Source organism: Citreicoccus inhibens (assembly GCF_019039035.1).
Classification (GTDB): domain Bacteria; phylum Myxococcota; class Myxococcia; order Myxococcales; family Myxococcaceae; genus Citreicoccus; species Citreicoccus inhibens.
The window spans coordinates 456,660-474,256 of the sequence record NZ_JAHNZT010000002.1; the positions used below are offsets into that span (position 1 = coordinate 456,660).

The window sequence follows — 17,597 nt, forward strand, 5'->3', positions numbered from 1 at the left end:
GCACCTCGACTCGAAATGAAAGGGGCCTAGAGCGAGGCCGAACCCGCGCGCCCCGCCGCCTTCTGGGGCGCGTGCCCCGCCGCGGGGGCGGGCGCCGCGCGAGGAATGGACGCAGAGGGCGGCAGCATCATCGAGCAGGCGTCATGACAGCGCGTGTCCAGGCACGCGAGCGCCGCGGGCGAAGACTGCTGGTGGGACACGTCCGCGTAGCAGCGCTCTCCCGTGCCGGGGCAGCCGCTGCGCGCGGCGCACTCGCAACACGGCGAGGCCACGGCCGCCATGAGCTGCACCTCCTGGAGCACCGAGGACAGGGCGCGGTAGCAGGCGCGTGCGCCAGGAGCGAAGCGACCCTTGGCATCCACCACGGGCGATACGCCCTCGAGTCCGCACTGCCCCACGACGCGGGCGTAGTTGCGCTCGCAGACGGCCGTGAGGTTCGCGTCGGACTGGCCATCTCGTGCCACGCGAATGGCCTCGCCACAGAGCGCGCGCGAAGCGTCCTTGAGCAACTGGATGTTGGCGGCGTCCTGCTGCGCGTTCGGCGCGCCGACCTTGAGATCGGCCTCGAAGACACACTCCTTTCCAGAGCGGAGCGTGTCGATGGTGCAGGACCACGCGGTGGGCGACTCATCCACACGAGGTGGGGCCGCGAGAGCATCGGGGGGCAGCGCCGGTGTGGACTCACGCGGCGCTGCGCCGAGGAGAAGCAGGGACACGAGCATCGCCTTCATGGGGCGAAGAGCGTAGGCCGAGGAGCCCTCGTTCTCCAACCTACCCGACGAGGACTGTTCCCCTCATGTCACCCCTCTGCACGGTTCGACGTGAGAGGTCCCCTCCCTTTGTCGAGTCTCCCCCGGCGCATCCCACTGCCGGGCGGGACTCCATTGAAAGGTGAGCCGTCCCTCGTCACGCGGCAACCGCGCGGGGCCACCCCAAGGGGCCCGATTGCCCCGGGCACGTCCAACGGAGCATGCGGTTCCCGCGCCCCAGCCCTCACGCGAAAGTCCCGGTCCCACGGAGGAACCATGCTCTGCTGCGCGCCCACCTGAACGCCCAAGGAGCCGCGACGATGACCGAGGACACCGCCTGGAGCCCCTTCGAGGATGGGAACACGCTGGGCGGGCCCGGCTCGCAAGGCGGCGCCATCATGCGGGATGAAGCGGTTCCCGGTCAGTTGCGACTCACGTACGAAGCGGATGCCTCGCGCGACTTCCACGCAGTGTCGTGCCTGGTGACAGGGTGGATCCTCCACCACCGGTTCTTCGACAGCGAGCAGAAGGCCCTGGCCGCGTTCGAGGAGATGAAGCCCGCGCTGGTGGCGCTCCAGGCGCAGCTCCATCCAGGCGGGCCTCGCTCGTCCGCGGAGGCGCGCGCGGCCGGACCCCTGCTGGCGCGCTTCCAGGTGCGGTTCTCCTGACGGAGCCTCAGCGCGAGGGCTCGCGCAACAGCGCGCTCAGCTTCTCCAGCGCCAGCCGCGCGCGCGTCTTCACCGTGCCGAGGGGATCTCCGGTGCGCGCGGAGATCTCCCGCTGGGTCAGCCCATCGAAGTAGGCCAGCTCCACCACGTGGCGCTGCTCCCAGGGCAGCTGCCGCAGCGCCGCAAGCACGCGTGAGCGCTCCTCCCCCACGGCGACCGCCACGTCCGGACTGACGGGCGTCGCGCTCACCGGAGGCGGGCTGTGCGTCGCGCCTTCCACCGTCCGCGCCACCGTGCCCAGCGCGCGCAGGCGATCGATGGCACGCGTGCGCGCAATGGTCGCCACCCACGTCTCCATGCCGCCACGCGAAGGATCGAACTCACGCGCGCGCCGCCAGACTTCGAGGAAGGTCTCCTGGAGCAGTTCCTCGGCGTCGGCTCGCGCGGGCAACAGGCGCAGACAGAGCGCGAACGCGCGGCCCGCGCAGCGCGCATAGACATCCCGCATGGCCTGGCTGTCCCCGAGCGCGACCTGCAGAAGCAGGGCCCGGTCATCCGCCGGGTCGCTCGCTCGGGCTGCGGAGGGTTCGGTGGGCGCCATGTGCGATGCCGGATACCGCATCCTGCCAGGAGGATCCCAGCTTCAAGTACGGGCAGGCAATCCAGCGCGCTCCACGGGGTGGGCGCCCGCTGGCCTCGTTCCTAACGTTGACGAGCCAACGCGACCCGCGCGCGTGGCGTTGTGCATCAACGGCCTCGTCAGCATGCCTCGGCGGCGCCATCGCCACGCGGACCTATAAGGGCCTTGAGCCGCCATGACCGACCGAATCGGAAGCGTGTTCATCGAGGGCGTGCAACCGGAGCTGGACGCGGGGCGCCATCCCATCAAGCGCATCGCGGGTGAGCCCCTCATCGTTCGCGCGGACATCTTCAAGGAAGGCCACGACGTCCTCGCCGCCGTCGTGCGCTGGCGACAGCAAACTCCCGTCTCACAGCGCACCGACTGGGCCGAGGTCCCCATGCGCGCGCTCGGCAACGACGCTTGGGAGGCCAGCGTGCCGCTCAGGAACAACGGCCGCTACGAGTACACGATTGAAGCGTGGCCGGACCTCTTCCGAACCTGGACCTCCGAGCTGAAGCGCAAGGTGGACGCGGGCCGCGATGTGCGCAGCGAGCTGCTGGAGGGCGCCGCGCTGTTGGAGGGCGCCGCCGCCCGCGCCCGCGCGAGCTCGGCCCAAGAAGATGCGCGAGTGCTCGCCGACGCGGGAGCGCGACTGCGGCAGCCCGCCTCGCCGGACCTGCTCGCCGTGGCGCTCGCGCCGGAGTTGGTGGACCTGGCGTCGCACCACCCCGACCGGAGCCTCGCGCGACGATATGAGCCGGTGCTCGAGGTGTTCGCGGACCGAGAGAAGGCGCGCTTCAGCGCGTGGTACGAGTTCTTCCCTCGCTCCGCGCTGCGCGACGGGGTGACGCACGCGACCCTGCTCGATGCGCGCGAGTGGCTGCCGTACGTCCAGCGCCTGGGCTTCGACGTCGTCTATCTGCCGCCCATCCATCCCATCGGCGTCACCGCGCGCAAGGGCAGGAACAACAGCCTTCAAGCGCAGCCGGACGATGTCGGCAGCCCGTGGGCCATCGGCGCGCAAGAGGGCGGTCACATGGCGGTGCATCCTCGCCTGGGCACGCTGGAAGACTTCCGCTCACTGGTGGAGGCGGCCGCGCGTCACGGCATCGAGGTCGCGTTGGATCTCGCGTTCCAGTGCTCGCCGGATCACCCCTATGTCCGCGAGCACCCCGAGTGGTTCCAGCATCGGCCGGATGGAACCATCAAGACGGCGGAGAACCCGCCCAAGCGCTACGAGGACATCGTCAACTTCGACTGGATGGGGCCGCACCGCGAGGCGCTCTGGCACGAGCTGCGCGCGGTGGTGCTGCACTGGGTGCGGCAGGGCGTGCGCATCTTCCGCGTGGACAACCCCCACACCAAGCCCATCCAGTTCTGGGCGTGGCTCATCCGCGAGGTCCAGGACACGCACCCCGACGTGCTCTTTCTCTCGGAGGCCTTCACGCGCCCCAAGGTGATGCAGGCGCTCGCGAAGGTGGGGTTCACCCAGTCATACACGTACTTCACGTGGCGCAACTTCAAGGACGAGCTGACGGCCTACTTGGAGGAGATCACCCGACCGCCCGTGTCGGACTATTTCCGAGGCAACCTCTGGCCCAACACGCCGGACATCCTGCCGGAGCTGCTCCAGGGCGCGGGCCCCGGGGCCTTCCGGCTTCGCGCCGCGCTGGCCGCGACGCTCTCGTCCTCGTGGGGCATCTACTGCGGCTTCGAGCTGTGCGAAGGCCGCCACCTCCCGGGCAAGGAGGAGTACCTCGACTCGGAGAAGTACCAGCTCGTGGCGTGGGACCTGGAGCGGCCCGGCAACATCCAGGAGTGGATTGCGCGGCTGAACGCCGCGCGCGCCCAGCATGCGGCCCTGCACCAATACGGCTCGCTCACGTTCTTCACCGCGGACAATGAGCGCGTGCTGTTCTACGGCAAGCGTTCACCCGATGGAGCCAGCACGGTGCTGGTGGCGGTGAGCTTGGATCCCTACGCGGCCCAGGACGCGGTGCTCCAGGTGCCGTGGGAGTGGCTGGGCGCGCGCCCGGACGAGACGCTCCCGGTGCGCGAGCTGATGTCGGGCTCGCACGCGCTCTGGAACGGCCCGCGAGCGCGCGTGCACCTGACGCCCGAGCAGCCCGCGGCCTTGTGGGTCGTGACCCGCTTCCGCCGGACCGAGCACGGCTTCGACTACTACGCGTGAGCGCAGCGAGAGACGCATGGACCTGGATCCCCTCTGGTACAAGAAGGCCCTCATCTACGAGCTGCACATCCGCGCGTTCTATGACTCGAACGGCGACGGTCACGGGGACATCCCCGGGCTCATCGAGAAGCTGCCGTACCTGAGGGACCTGGGCGTGGACTGCCTGTGGCTCCTGCCCCACTACCCTTCCCCCTTGCGCGATGACGGCTACGACATCGCGGACTACTACGGCGTCCATCCAGACTACGGCACGCTGGCGGACTTCCAGCGGTTGGTGGACGAGGCGCACAAGCTAGGGCTGCGCATCATCACCGAGCTGGTGGTGAACCATACGAGCGACCAGCACCCGTGGTTCCAAGAGGCCCGGCGCGATTCCAAGAGCCCCAAGCGCGACTGGTACGTCTGGAGCGACACGGACGACAGCTACAAGGGCGCGCGGATCATCTTCGTGGACACGGAGCGCTCGAACTGGACGTGGGATCCGGTGGCCAAGCAGTACTTCTGGCACCGCTTCTTCAGCCACCAACCGGACCTCAACTACGACAACCCCGCGGTGCAGGAAGCCATGCTGGATGTGATGCGCTTCTGGCTCAACATGGGCGTGGATGGGTTCCGCTGCGACGCGGTGCCCTACCTCTTCGAGCGCGAGGGCACCAACTGCGAGAACCTCCCGGAGACACACGCCTTCCTCAAGCGCCTGCGCAAGACGATCGACTCGGAGTACCAGGGGAAGATGTTGCTGGCCGAGGCCAACCAGTGGCCCGCCGACGTCCGCGTCTACTTCGGTGACGGCGACGAGTTCCACATGGGCTTCCACTTCCCGGTGATGCCGCGGCTCTTCATGGGCATCCGCAAGGAGGACCGCGGCCCCATCGTGGAGATCATGCAGCAGACGCCAGACATCCCGGACAACTCGCAGTGGGCCATCTTCCTGCGCAACCACGACGAGCTGACGCTGGAGATGGTGACCGACGAGGACCGCGACTACATGTATCGCGAGTACGCCACGGATCCGCGCATGCGCATCAACCTGGGCATCCGCCGGCGACTCGCGCCGCTGATGGACAACGGGCGGCGGCGCATCGAGCTGATGCACAGCCTGCTGTTCACCCTGCCCGGCACGCCCGTCCTCTACTACGGCGACGAGATTGGCATGGGCGACAACATCTACCTGGGCGACCGCAACGGCGTGCGCACGCCCATGCAGTGGACGAGCGATCGCAACGCGGGCTTCAGCCGGGCGGACTCCGCGCGCCTGTATGCGCCCATCATCTCGGATCCCGTCTACGGCTATCAGGCCCTCAACGTGGAGGCGCAGGAGCGCCACAAGTCCAGCCTGCTGCATTGGGTGAAGCGCATGGTGCGCATCCGCCAGAAATACCCCGTGTTCGCCACGGGCCGCCTGCGGTTCATGCCGGTGGAGAACCGCAAGGTGATGGCCTTCGTTCGCGAAGGCGAAGGACAGACGGTCCTGGTGGTGTGCAACCTGTCGCGCTTCGCCCAGCCCGCGGTGTTGGACCTGCGCGACTTCGAGGGGCTCGTGCCGGTGGAGTTGATTGGAGAGACGCCGTTCCCTCGCATCAGCGAGCTGCCGTACCAGATGTCGATGGGCCCCTACATGTTCCTGTGGTTCCGCCTGGACAAGCCGGAGCCAGGGAGGACTCTCGCGTGACTTCCTTGGACCTGACGAAGCTGCCGGACTTCCTCAAGAGCCAGCGATGGTTCGCCGGCAAGGCGTGGCCCATCAAGAGCGTCAACGTCGTGGACCACGTGCCGCTGGACCTGGGCTCTTGCTCGTTCACCCTCGCGGTGGTGGAGGTGGTGTACGAGTTGGGCCAGCCGGAGCGCTACCTCCTGTTGGCGAAGCCTGCCGCCGAGGGCATCCAGAGCGCGATGGACACGGATGACTGCGTGCGCGCGCTGTTCCACATCCTGCGCGAGGGTCGCACCGTGCCTGCTGGCTCGGGCCGGGTCGTGGGGGAGTGGATCGGCCCCGCCGACGCGACGTTCCCCTCCCCTGTGCCGGTGCGTCGCCTCAACGTGGAGCAGAGCAACACCTCGGTGGTGTTGGCCGAGCAGGTCATCCTGAAGATCATCCGCAAGCTCGAAGCGGGCGTGAATCCCGAGTACGAGGTGGGCCGCTTCCTCGCGACGAAGACGGAGTTCCGCTCCACGCCCCGCCTCCTGGGCGCGCTCACGCTGGAGGGCGCGGCGGGCGCCACGCTCGCGCTCGCGCATCGCTTCGTGCCGGACGCGGTGGACGGCTGGCGGTACACGTTGGAGCGGCTGCGCCAGGAGCGGGCCCTGAGCGAGCGCTTCCTCAACGAGATGCGCGAGATGGGCCGATGCGTGGGCGAGCTGCACCAGGCCTTCGCCTCGGCCTCCCCCGACGATGCCGCGTTCGCGCCCGAGCCGGTGCTTCAAGAGGATCTACAGCGCTGGAGCGCGTCCATCGTGGGCGAGTTGGGCGTGACGCTCGCGGACGCGGGCCGACTGCACCCGGACCTGGAGGGACGGAGAGAGCGGCTCATCGAGCAGGCGCGTCGGCTCGCGCTCATTCCGCCCTCGGGGCAGAAGACGCGCACCCATGGCGACCTCCACCTGGGCCAGGTATTGCGCTCGCATGGCGAGTGGCTCCTGTTCGACTTCGAGGGAGAGCCGTCGCGCTCGTTCACCGCTCGGCGCGAGAAGTACAATCCGCTGCGCGACGTGGCGGGCATGTTGCGCTCATTCGATTACGCGGAGGCCACGGTGTCGCTGGAGGGAGGCACACCGCAGTCGCGCGTGGAACCAACCCGCGCGGCATTCCTGGAAGGTTACCGCCGCGCCACAGAAGGCGCGGTCTTCCTGCCCACGACGGAGGCGTCCTTCCACGTGATGCTGAGCGCGTTCGAGTTGGAGAAGCTCCTGTACGAAGTGCGCTATGAACTCCAGAACCGCCCGGACTGGGTGCGCATCCCGGTCCAGGCCCTCTTGCGCATGGAGAACACCCAGTGAAGAACCCGGCCGAGGCGGCTCAGGTCGACACGGAGCTCAACCGCGTGGTGGAGCTGCGCCACCCCGAGCCCCACGCCGTACTGGGGCTGCACTCGGACGCAGACGGGGCGCTCATCCGCGCCTTCCGCCCGGAGGCAGTGTCCGTGCAGGTCGTCCTGCCCGAGTCTGGCGAGCGCATCGCGATGTCTCATCGCCGGGGGGGCATCTTCGAAGCGCGCCTCCCCTCGCGCCCCGGGCCCATCCAGTACCTGCTGGAGGTGGAGTACCCGGGCAAGAAGGTCTTCACGCTGCGCGACCCGTACAGCTTCCTGCCCACGCTCGGGGAGATGGACCTGTACTTCGCGGGCGAGGGGCGGCACGAGCGGCTCTGGGAGCGAATGGGCGCGCATCCGCTGCATCACCATGGCGTGAGCGGCGTGTCCTTCGCGGTGTGGGCGCCCACCGCAGCCGGCGTCTCCGTGGTGGGTGACTTCAATGGGTGGGACGGGCGACTGCACGCCATGCGTCGCATGGGCGCCTCGGGCATCTGGGAGCTGTTCGTCCCCGAGGTTGGTGAAGGCGCGCGCTACAAGTTCGAGGTCCGTCCCGGGCATGGTGGGCCGCGACTGTTGAAGGCGGATCCGTTCGCCTTCCGCACCGAGACGCCGCCCGCCACGGCCTCCGTCGTCCATGACCTCGCGCGCTACCGCTGGGCGGACGCCGCCTGGATGGCTGCGCGCGCGCAGCGCACGGACGTGCACCACCAGCCGTGGAGCGTCTACGAGGTGCACCTGGAGAGCTGGCGCCGGGTGGTGGAGGACGGCGACCGCCCCATGACGTACCGCGAGTTGGCCCCCGCGCTCGCCGAGTACACGCGGGCCATGGGCTTCACGCACGTGGAGCTGCTGCCCGTGGCCGAGCATCCCTACGGTGGCTCCTGGGGATATCAGGTGGGCGGCTACTACGCGCCCACCGCGCGCTTTGGCCACCCGGATGACTTCCGCTTCCTGGTGGATCAGCTGCATCAAGCGGGTATCGGCGTCATCGTGGATTGGGTGCCCGGGCACTTCCCGCGCGATGCCCATGCGCTCGGCGAGTTCGACGGCACCGCGCTCTATGAGCACGCGGATCCTCGCAAGGGCGCGCAGCCGGACTGGGGCACGCTCGTCTTCAACTTCGGCCGCAACGAGGTCCGCAACTTCCTCATCGCCAACGCGCTCTTCTGGCTGGAGGAGTACCACGTCGATGGCCTGCGCGTGGATGCGGTCGCCTCCATGCTGTACCTCGACTACAGCCGCAAGCAGGGCGAGTGGATCCCCAACCGCTGGGGTGGCCGCGAGAACGAAGAGGCCATCCAGTTCATGCGCGAGCTCAACGACACCGTGCGCCGCAAGCACCCGGGCGCGGTGATGATCGCCGAGGAGTCCACCGCGTGGCCCCGCGTGAGCCAGCCCACCAGCGAGGGCGGCCTGGGCTTCCACTTCAAATGGAACATGGGGTGGATGCACGACACGCTGTCGTACTTCTCCAAGGACGCCATCTATCGGCAGTACCACCACAACCAGCTCACCTTCGGCCTGCTCTATGCGTTCAGCGAGCACTTCATGCTCCCGCTGAGCCACGACGAAGTCGTGCACGGCAAGGGCAGCCTCTACGGGCGCATGCCCGGCGACGCGTGGCAGAAGCGCGCCAACCTGCGAGCGCTGTTCGCGTGGATGTGGGCCCACCCGGGCAAGAAGCTGCTCTTCATGGGCGGCGAGTTCGGACAGCCCGCCGAGTGGAACCACGACCGCAGCCTGGACTGGCACCTGCTCGAGGACGCGGGGCACCGCGGCATTCACTCGCTCGTGCGTGACTTGAACCGCCTGTACCGCGACCTGCCCGCGCTCTACGACGCGGACAGCGAGCCGGTGGGCTTCCAGTGGCTTCAGCCAGACGCGTCCGCGGCGAACGTGTTCGCGTTCGTGCGGCGCGCTCGCCAGCCCGGCCGTCATGTGGTCTGCGTGGCCAACCTGTCCCCCGTCCCCCGCGAGGGCTACCGGGTGGGCTTCCCGCTGCATGGTCGCTACGTGGAGCTGCTCAACACCGACGCGAGCGACTACGGCGGCTCGGGCCTGGGCAACCAGGGCTGGGTGAGCACCGAGCCCACGGGCTGGGATGGCCAGCCCGCGTCCGCGCTCCTCACGCTGCCCCCGCTCTCCGTGCTCTGGCTCACCCCAGGCTGAGCGCGGCTGAACCCACACGCGCTCACGCGTCAGCGAAGACCCCGCCGCACAGTGAAACATGCGGCGAGGGCACGCGCGCGGTGTCTGTCTTTTGCGTGGCTTTGCGCCCGATTCCCAGACAACCAACCCGGCGCGCCGAGGGTCGGGGTTCACCCCTTGAGGCAGGGCAGTGTTTTCGGCATAACGCTTGAAGTCTGCCCGGACTCACGCCCCCCGCGATCCGGGTCCGCGATCCCCCATGCCCAACCAGCCTTCGTCCCAGATGCTCGAAGTCGATGTGGACCGCCTCGAGCGCATTCGCGATGTGCTCGCGATGATCTCGCTCGGTGAGTTTGACCCGGCGCACCACCTCATCCCGGTGGAGAATCACGACGCGTTCTCCTCCTTCGAGGAGACCATCAACCTCTTCGCCCGGCAGCTCCACGCATCGGTCCGCGAGAACGAGGCCTCCATCCAGAAGCTCGACGCGGCGCGGCGGGACCTGGAGGAGAAGCTCTCCACCATCGAGCGGCAGCGGATGGCGATTCGCGACCTGTCCACGCCCATCATCGAGCTGTGGGAGGACATCCTCACGCTGCCCATCGTGGGCGTGGTGGACACGCAGCGCTCGTTGGAGATGACCGAGCGGCTGCTGCACCGCATCTCTCAGGGCAAGGCCCGCTGCGCCATCATCGACATCACCGGCGTCGAGGTGGTGGACACGGCGACGGCCAACCACTTCGTGAAGATGGTGACCGCGGCGCGCCTGTTGGGCACGTACTGCGTCGTCACTGGCATCAGCCCCGTCATCGCGCAGACGCTCAGCCAGATTGGCGTGGACCTGCGGGACGTGAAGACGCTCGGGAGCCTGCGAGACGGCCTGCGCGAGTGCTTCTTGTACCTGCGCAGCCAGGCCGCGCACCGCGCCTTCGAGTCCAGCCGTCAGGGCTGAGCCCCTCCCCTTTCGCGAACGCACGACTTCCTCCGAGACCCCACATGCAACAGGCCCCCCACGCGCCCGGCATCACCGTCACGGGCTCCAGCGTCTATTCCATCGTCGAGGCCGTCCGCTCGTTCTCCGTGCTCGTCGCCACGCTCCTGGAGGTGATGAAGGTCCAGACGCGTGACGCCACGGGCGCGCTCGCCATCGATCCGAACGCCTGGTACCCCATCGAGGACTACCTGCTGGCGTACCGGAAGATCGACAGCCTCCTGGGCGGCCGCGGCCTGGAGAAGGTGGGCACGATGGTGCCCAAGAACGCCGTGCTTCCTCCGGACATCAACAGCATCCAGAAGGCGCTCCAGTCGCTGGACATCGCCTTCCACATGAACCACCGCCGCGACGGCAAGGACATGTTCGATCCGGCCACGGGCATCATGCTCGAGGGCATTGGCCACTACGGCTGTCAGCCCGTGGCGGGGAAGAACGAGATCCACGTGGTCTGCGAGAACCCCTATCCGTGCCGCTTCGACCTCGGGCTCGTCCGGGGCATGTCGCAGCGCTTCGAGCCGAACGCCTCGGTCGAGCACCACGCCTCGAACGGCTGCCGCAACAAGGGCGGCACGGCGTGCACCTACGTCGTCACGTGGTGACGCCTCCGCACTGAACTGCCAGCGGAGCGGCTCGAGGATTCGCATAGCCTGGGCGCATGCGAATCCTCGTGTTGCATTCCGCCTATGGACTGCGCCCCGCGGTGCGGGAGGCCGTCCAACGCCTGGAGGCCGCGGGCCATACCGCGACCGCACCGGACCTCTACGCGGGCCAGACCGCCGACGCGCTCGAGCACGCGATTGCACTGCGCGACGCCATGGGCCGCCAGGAGCTTCTCGCGCGCGCGATGGCGGCCACCGAGGACTTCCGGCCTGACGCCATCCTGGGCTTCAGTCTGGGCGCATCGCTCGCCCAACGCGTCGCGGTGAGGCGCGGGGCGCCCCTGCGGCTCGTCCTCATCCATGGCGCGGCGGAGAACGCCGAGCGCCCGCATCCTGGACTGCGCATGGTGCTGCACGCTGCCCATGGGGATCCGTTCGTTCCCGACGATGAACTCGCCGTCTGGACAGACTCCTTCGTGCGAGCGGGTGCCGACGTGACGGTGCATCGCTACGCGGGCGGCGGCCATCTGTTCACTGACCCGGGCCTCCCTGACTTCCATCCCGCCTCGACCGCGCGCACGTGGGACAACACCCTCCGGTGGCTCGCGGAGGCAGGCTGAGGACCTGTCTTGCCTATCTGTTTTCACTGCGGTTGCTTGAGTTTCTTACATCGGAGTGGCACACGGCGATCCACACCCGGGCCGGGCCCACGGGATGAACGCGGGCCCGCCCACTCGACACGAGGTGGAGACGATGCGTCGCAACGGGATGAAGGCAGCGGTGTTGTGGATGCTCCCTGTGGGTTGGCTGAGCGCCTGTGGAGGCGCGCCCGAGGCGGAGGCGCCCGACGCGGTCGCGGTGAGCCACCAGGCCCTGTTGTCGCCACCGGCCACGCCCGTGAGCGGAAACATCGGAGACAGCTTCCCGTACACCTCCGCGCTGACGGTGGGCGGAGCCAAACAAGCGCAGTGTGACTCCGTGCCGGGCTATGCCGGCTACACGCTCCAGGCGCAGGCAGGCAGCCAACTCAAGCTGGAGATCACCCACCTGGGCAGCTCCATGGGGCTCGACACGGGGCTGTATGTCTATGGGCCCAAGAACGCCTCGGGCAGCTACGGCTCGGTGGTGCAATATCAGGACGATGACTCGGGCTATGGCGAGCTCAGCAAGATTGGCTTCGCCACGTTCACGCAAGGCGGCGAGTACCTGGTGGCGGTGGGCTGGGGCAACGCCGCGGGCAAGCAGTACCGGCTCCAGGTGGATTGCGTAGGAGGCTCGTGCCTGAGCGCACCGCCGGACGCGCCCTCCGGCTACACGTTGACGCTGGCGGAGCAGCCCATCACCGCGGCGCTCCAGGCCCTGCTCGCGGCGGAGAACACGGTGCGCGAGGATCAGTTCTCGTACCTGCGGCGAATCGACTTCCTGTGGCCGTACGCGGGTGAGGCGGCGCTCGATCGCGCGGCGGAGTCCGTCCTGGCGCAATCGCTGTACACCGGCTACCGGAACTATCAGGCCACCGTGCCGCCCGTGGTGATCACGTATCCGGACTTGCTGAGCACCATGTACAACGCCTATCAGCCGCTGCACGCGGCCATCCTGGCCGCCTACGGCAACGGCACCGAGTCAGTGCAAGTGAAGTCCTACTTCCGCGCGTTCTCCACTGGACCCAACGGCGACGCATGGGGGCGGCTGAACTTCATCCTCTTCCCGCAGTCGAAGAAGATCATCGTCTTCGAGCAGACGGGCCACGAGATCTAACCGGCATGACCGTCGACGCGCACACTCCTTCGGAGATTCGCACGGGGCTCATCGGCTTCGGGCTCTCGGGCTCGACGTTCCATGCGCCGCTGCTCGCGGCGAATCCGGCCTTCCGATTGACGGCCATCGCCACGCGCAAGGCGGACGTGGCGATGCCCGGGGTGCGCGCGACGACGGTGGAGGCGCTGCTCTCGGACGCCGCCGTGTCGCTGGTGATCATCACCACGCCCAACGCCACGCATGCCTCGCTGGTGGAGGCGGCGCTGAACGCGGGCAAGCACGTGGTGGTGGAGAAGCCGTTCGCGTTGGAGGTGCGGGACGCGGAGCGCCTCACCGCGCTCGCTCGGGAGCGCGGGCTGTGCTTGACGGTCTTTCACAACCGCCGCTGGGATGGCGACTTCCTCACGGTGCGACAGCTGCTGACAGATGGCGCGCTGGGGCGGCTCTACAGCTTCGAGAGCCACTTCGATCGCCTGCGCCCCCAGGTCAAGGCGCGCTGGAAAGAGGAGGACGTCCCGGGCGCGGGCACGCTGTGGGATTTGGGCTCGCACCTCATCGACCAGGCCGTGCAGCTCTTCGGGCTCCCGGACACCGTCCTCGCGGACCTGGGCCACCAGCGCCCCGGAGCGAAGGCGGTGGACTGGGTCCATCTGGTGCTGCGCTACGGAGAGCTGCGCGTCGTGTTGCACTCCGGCTCGGTGGTCCACGAGCCCTGGCCGCGCTTCGTCGTGCGCGGCGATCGCGATGCCTACGTGAAGACGGGGCTCGATCCTCAGGAGGCCCAACTCCATGAAGGCTTGCGGCCCGGACAAGCGGGCTGGGGCGTCGAGCCCGCCGAGCGCCACGGTCGCTTGCTCGCCAGCGCGCAGTCAGTGCCCACCCTCCCCGGGACCTACGAGGCGTTCTACCGGCAGCTCGCGAGCGCCATCACCCACGATGCTCCGGTGCCCGTGTCCCCGGACAGCGCGCAGGATGTCCTGCGCGTGGTGGAGGCCGCGCTGAGGAGTGACGCCGAGGGGCGGCGCGTGGCCCTGCGCTGACGGCTGGCGATTTCGATGGATTCACCCGACCGGGCTTCCTATTCAGGCCGGGCATGCTGCACCCGCGTTTGGTGGAACACTCGAAAGAGGTCGCCCGGTTCGCGCCGGTGAAGCCCGCGGTCAAGGCGGGCCTTCGCGCGGCGCTGGCCACGGTGCTCCCCGTCCTGCTCTCCACCAGCCTGAACCTGCCAGGCGGCTTGTGGATGAGCGTGGGAGGCTTCAACACCTCGTTCTCGGACAAGGGGGGCTCCTACGGCACGCGCGCCCGGAGCATGGCCATCGCGGCCGTGGCCGGAGCCTTGTCGGTGCTCGTGGGGAGCCTCGCGGGTCACCATCCCGCCATCGCCATCCCCGTGACGTTGGTCTGGGTGTCGTTGTGCAGCTTCGCGGGCGTCCATGGCGCGGCGGCGAACCTCGCGGGCAACACCGCGGCGAGCACGTTCGTCATCTCGCTGGCGCTGCCCGCGGCGAGCGTGGGCGCCGCGTTCGAGGAGAGCCTCTTTCTCCTCGCGGGCGCGCTCTGGGCGATGGTCCTGTCGCTCGTCCTGTGGCCCATTCGTCCCTACCGTCCCGCGCGGCTCGCCATCGCGCGGTGTTTCCGGCTGGTGGCGGACTACGCGGCGGAGCTGGAGCGGCTCGCCCCCGGCACGGATGAGGCCGCATGGCAGGCGCTCATTCAGGCGCAGCATGGCCGCATTCGCGAGGCGCTCGAGGACGCGCGGATCACCCTGGTCGCCACGCGACGGGGGCGTGGCGAGCGGGGACGGGGTGAGAAGCTGCTCGTCCTGCTCCAGTCCGCGGACATGATGTTCATGTCCCTCATCGCCCTGGGAGATGACCTGGAGAGCCTGCGGATGCGGCGGCCGGGCGCGCCGGGGACATCCGTCGCGACGTCGCTGAGCGCCCTGTCTCGCACGCTCCAGGAGATTGCCCACCTCGTGGAGACCGAGGGCCGCGCGCGGCAGCTCCCCGCGCTCGACTGGCCGACACCCCGGATCCCGCCCGAGGTCGCGCCTTCGCGGGACACCGTCCGGCATGCGCTCAGTGAGCACCTGGTGGGCGTCCTGGCACAGCTTCGCGAGTACGCGGGGACAGCCATCGACACGGCGGCGAGCCTCCCGGACAGTCGCCCGCTGCCGAGGGAGCGCGCCCTTTCCGCCAGCCCGCTCGTCGAGCCGGAGCTGTCGCTGTGGGCTCCGGTGAAGGAGAACCTGACGCTCGACTCCGTGGTGCTGCGGCACGCGCTGCGCGTCGGCCTGACGACGACGGTGGCCGTGGGCATCACCACGCTACTGCGCCCGAGCCACGGCTACTGGGTCACCATCACCGTGCTCACCATCCTCCTGCCCTACACCGGGCCCACGTTCCTCAAGGCGCTCCAGCGCGTTCTGGGCACCGTGGTGGGCGGCATCCTCGCCATCGGCATCGCCTCGTGGCTGCATGATCCGCACGCGCTCATGGCCCTGGTGTTCGTCACGGCCACGGTCTGCGTCAGCGTCATCTCGCTCAACTACGGGCTCTACACCGTCTTCGTCACGCTCACCTTCGTGCTCCTCGCCGAGGTGGGGACCGGCGACTGGAGCCTCGCCCAGGTGCGCATCGACAACACGCTCATCGGAGGCGCCCTGGCGCTCGCGGGGAGCTGGTTGCTGTGGGAGCGCTCCGAGCGCGAGCGCTTCCCCACCCAGATCGCCGCGGCCCTGCGCGCGAACGCGGCGCTGCTCCACCAGGTCCTGCCCGGACATCTGGGCGAGGCCCGCGCGCCAACTCCTGTCGCGAGCGAGGCCCGTCGAGCGCTCGGACTGGCGGCGCTCAATGCAGAGGCTTCGTTCCAGCGTCTCCTCTCGGAGCCACGGCGGCGTTCGGAGTCACTCGAACCGTTGATGACCCTCCTCGCCTTCACCCGGCGGTTCGCCGCGGCGGTCATCACCCTGGCCTCCACCCGACACCCACGCCCCAGTGAGCCGGCGCTCCGAGCCGTGGAGCGCTTCACGCGGGCCTCGGAACAGTCCTTGGAGGATCTCGCCGAGGCGCTGTCGCAGCGACGCGCGCCGGTTCCCCTCCCCCCATTCACGGAGCTGCTCGGCTGGAATGTGCCGCATGCCTCGCCCGACGCGAGGACCCTGGCGCTGGAGTCGCCGCTGCTTCAGGCTCAGCTCGAGCGAATCTCGCGACAGCTCACCATCCTCCACGGAGCGGCCTTGCGGCGACAGGGCTCCTTGCGAGGCTGAGCGTCACTTCAAGCAGACGAGAGGCACCGCGGGAGGGTTCTCCAGCAACGGCCGCCAGTGCTCACGGCCGAACAGCTCCTCCCCTTCGGGGGAGACGGACAGCGGGGGCCAGGCGATCTCCCGGAAGCCCGCGGCGCGCAGCTCATCTTCGAGCGTGGCGCGACGCCAGCGACAGGGCCGCACATCAATGGGCTTGCCCTGGATGTGAGACACGAGGCGGAGCGGAGCGCCGTCGGGAAGCTCCGCGAGCGCGGCATGCTCGGCGTTCGCCGGCAGGATCTGCATGCCATGCGCGGCGAAGTAGTCCCGGCGTGAGAACTCGCCGACAGGATTCACGGCGACCGCGACCAGCCGACCGCCGGGTCGTACGGCCTCCGCCATGCCTCGACACATGCCACGGAGTACTTCGCGTGTCTCGGCATACGGCAGCACGTAGACCGCCGTGACGATGTCGAAGCGTCCCAGGCGCCCCGCATTGGCCGCATCCTCCAGGACATACTCGATGCCCAGGGGCGCTTCGGCCTCTCGCATCCGGGCGTGCGCGAGCATGTTGGTGGCAATGTCGAAGCCTACGACTCGCGCCGCGCCCCGCTCGCGCAGCCGTCGGGTGTAGAGCCCCGCGCCACATCCCGCGTCCAGGACCGAGGCGCCTCGGACATCGCCCAGCGCGTTGAAGAAAGACCAGGCCTCGAAATAGCGCCGATAGTGAAAGTTCTCGTCATCCTCATAGGCACGGACGAATGCGTTGAATGGAGGTTCCATCGGCACCTTCCTTGAATCACCGATGATAACAGACAAGGGGGCGAGCCCTGGATTGCCACCCCGAGTCACAAGCAAGCCTGCGTCAACGCAGTGCGTCCTCATGCGAGCCCCTTTCGCTGACACGAGCGCGCCCCCACCGTGACAAGCAACCATGTCTACGAACGCGCCGACCGCCCTTTCTGATCGCTCGAAGTGGCTCCTCCTGGCGGGGCTCGTGGCCCTTCCGCTCTACGTTCTGCCCGTGGGGTTCCGCGGACTGCGCGCCATGCGGCCCCTGTTGCTGCGCGATGCCCTCGGAGGAGCCATCGCGCTGGGAGCGCTCTCCTTGTCGCAGATGGCGCTCTGCCGAGCCCTGAGCGCGAAGAAGCCCCGGGCCCTGCCGCGGTTCCAGCCATTCTGCTCGGAAGAATTCGCCGCCTCCGCCGCGTCTGGGCATTGAAGCCAGCCTCAGCGGGAGGGCCAATGACTGTCATTAATGCCAAATCAAACACAAACAAGATCTCGATTTGTGAGATTGTCTTTGAAGTGTGACCGCAGGTGCCCGTCACTCGCGCGCGACTGCCTGATAGTTCGTTCAGGTAGGCAACATACCCATCATTCGCAGCCGGAATGCAGGGGAAATGCCTGATGATATGTTCAGGTAGACATGTGTTGTCGTCGATGCGGCAACACTGCTTGAATGTTCACGTAGGCAGTGGCGCCCGGTGCGACCCTTGATGCACTGACAATGTGTTCATGTAGGCATGGTGTCTCGCGCGACCGGGCAAAAACACCTACAGGTTCGTTCATGTAGGCATGGCGGA

The 17,597-nt window shown here is 68.4% G+C and carries 15 protein-coding genes; 12 read left to right on the forward strand and 3 right to left on the reverse strand.

Features of this window, described 5'->3' with window-relative positions:
- Nucleotides 1–26 precede the first annotated feature (26 nt).
- Complete coding sequence (locus KRR26_RS04390; RefSeq protein ID WP_233577399.1) at nucleotides 27–722, reverse strand: hypothetical protein; 696 nt, start codon at nucleotides 720–722, stop codon at nucleotides 27–29.
- A 347-nt stretch (nucleotides 723–1,069) separates the two neighbouring features.
- Between KRR26_RS04390 and KRR26_RS04395 the strand changes: the two genes are divergently transcribed.
- Nucleotides 1,070–1,417 (forward strand): hypothetical protein, encoded by a 348-nt coding sequence (locus KRR26_RS04395; RefSeq protein WP_120209501.1) that lies wholly within the window; start codon nucleotides 1,070–1,072, stop codon nucleotides 1,415–1,417.
- Nucleotides 1,418–1,424: 7 nt separating this feature from the next.
- Here KRR26_RS04395 and KRR26_RS04400 read toward each other — a convergent pair whose 3' ends face one another.
- Nucleotides 1,425–2,018: a sigma-70 family RNA polymerase sigma factor gene (locus KRR26_RS04400; protein WP_120209502.1), complete on the reverse strand. Its 594-nt coding sequence runs from the start codon at nucleotides 2,016–2,018 to the stop codon at nucleotides 1,425–1,427.
- A gap of 214 nt (nucleotides 2,019–2,232) precedes the next feature.
- Here KRR26_RS04400 and KRR26_RS04405 point away from each other — a divergent pair, with 214 nt between their 5' ends.
- The 10 genes from KRR26_RS04405 (at nucleotide 2,233) to KRR26_RS04450 (ending at nucleotide 16,032) form a co-directional block, all read left to right on the forward strand.
- Nucleotides 2,233–4,230 (forward strand): alpha-1,4-glucan--maltose-1-phosphate maltosyltransferase, encoded by a 1,998-nt coding sequence (locus KRR26_RS04405; RefSeq protein ID WP_120209503.1) that lies wholly within the window; start codon nucleotides 2,233–2,235, stop codon nucleotides 4,228–4,230.
- Nucleotides 4,231–4,246: 16 nt separating this feature from the next.
- Nucleotides 4,247–5,902: a maltose alpha-D-glucosyltransferase gene (gene treS, locus KRR26_RS04410; RefSeq protein ID WP_120209504.1), complete on the forward strand. Its 1,656-nt coding sequence runs from the start codon at nucleotides 4,247–4,249 to the stop codon at nucleotides 5,900–5,902.
- Entirely contained in the window at nucleotides 5,899–7,227 is a 1,329-nt protein-coding gene (locus tag KRR26_RS04415) for a phosphotransferase (protein WP_120209505.1), read from the forward strand. The genes treS and KRR26_RS04415 overlap by 4 nt, the downstream gene beginning before the upstream one ends.
- On the forward strand, nucleotides 7,224–9,431 hold the full coding sequence (gene glgB / locus KRR26_RS04420) for a 1,4-alpha-glucan branching protein GlgB (protein WP_120209506.1): 2,208 nt from the start codon (nucleotides 7,224–7,226) through the stop codon (nucleotides 9,429–9,431). Before KRR26_RS04415 ends, glgB begins: the two co-directional genes overlap by 4 nt.
- A 238-nt stretch (nucleotides 9,432–9,669) precedes the next feature.
- Nucleotides 9,670–10,362 (forward strand): STAS domain-containing protein, encoded by a 693-nt coding sequence (locus KRR26_RS04425; protein ID WP_120209507.1) that lies wholly within the window; start codon nucleotides 9,670–9,672, stop codon nucleotides 10,360–10,362.
- A gap of 44 nt (nucleotides 10,363–10,406) precedes the next feature.
- Complete coding sequence (locus KRR26_RS04430; RefSeq protein WP_217079180.1) at nucleotides 10,407–11,003, forward strand: hypothetical protein; 597 nt, start codon at nucleotides 10,407–10,409, stop codon at nucleotides 11,001–11,003.
- Nucleotides 11,004–11,059: 56 nt separating this feature from the next.
- A complete protein-coding gene (locus KRR26_RS04435) occupies nucleotides 11,060–11,623 on the forward strand; it encodes a dienelactone hydrolase family protein (protein ID WP_120209509.1) in 564 nt (187 codons plus the stop codon).
- Between the two features lie 133 nt (nucleotides 11,624–11,756).
- The gene (locus KRR26_RS04440) at nucleotides 11,757–12,761 is read left to right on the forward strand and encodes a hypothetical protein (RefSeq protein ID WP_217079181.1); all 1,005 of its coding nucleotides are present in this window, start codon (nucleotides 11,757–11,759) and stop codon (nucleotides 12,759–12,761) included.
- A gap of 5 nt (nucleotides 12,762–12,766) precedes the next feature.
- Nucleotides 12,767–13,801, forward strand: a complete 1,035-nt coding sequence (locus tag KRR26_RS04445) for an oxidoreductase (RefSeq protein WP_217079182.1) — start codon at nucleotides 12,767–12,769, stop codon at nucleotides 13,799–13,801.
- Nucleotides 13,802–13,854: 53 nt separating this feature from the next.
- Entirely contained in the window at nucleotides 13,855–16,032 is a 2,178-nt protein-coding gene (locus KRR26_RS04450) for an FUSC family protein (protein WP_217079183.1), read from the forward strand.
- A gap of 3 nt (nucleotides 16,033–16,035) precedes the next feature.
- Here KRR26_RS04450 and KRR26_RS04455 read toward each other — a convergent pair whose 3' ends face one another.
- Complete coding sequence (locus KRR26_RS04455) at nucleotides 16,036–16,794, reverse strand: class I SAM-dependent methyltransferase (RefSeq protein ID WP_217079184.1); 759 nt, start codon at nucleotides 16,792–16,794, stop codon at nucleotides 16,036–16,038.
- A gap of 151 nt (nucleotides 16,795–16,945) precedes the next feature.
- Here KRR26_RS04455 and KRR26_RS04460 point away from each other — a divergent pair, with 151 nt between their 5' ends.
- Nucleotides 16,946–17,233: a hypothetical protein gene (locus KRR26_RS04460; RefSeq protein WP_120209513.1), complete on the forward strand. Its 288-nt coding sequence runs from the start codon at nucleotides 16,946–16,948 to the stop codon at nucleotides 17,231–17,233.
- Nucleotides 17,234–17,597: the final 364 nt, after the last annotated feature.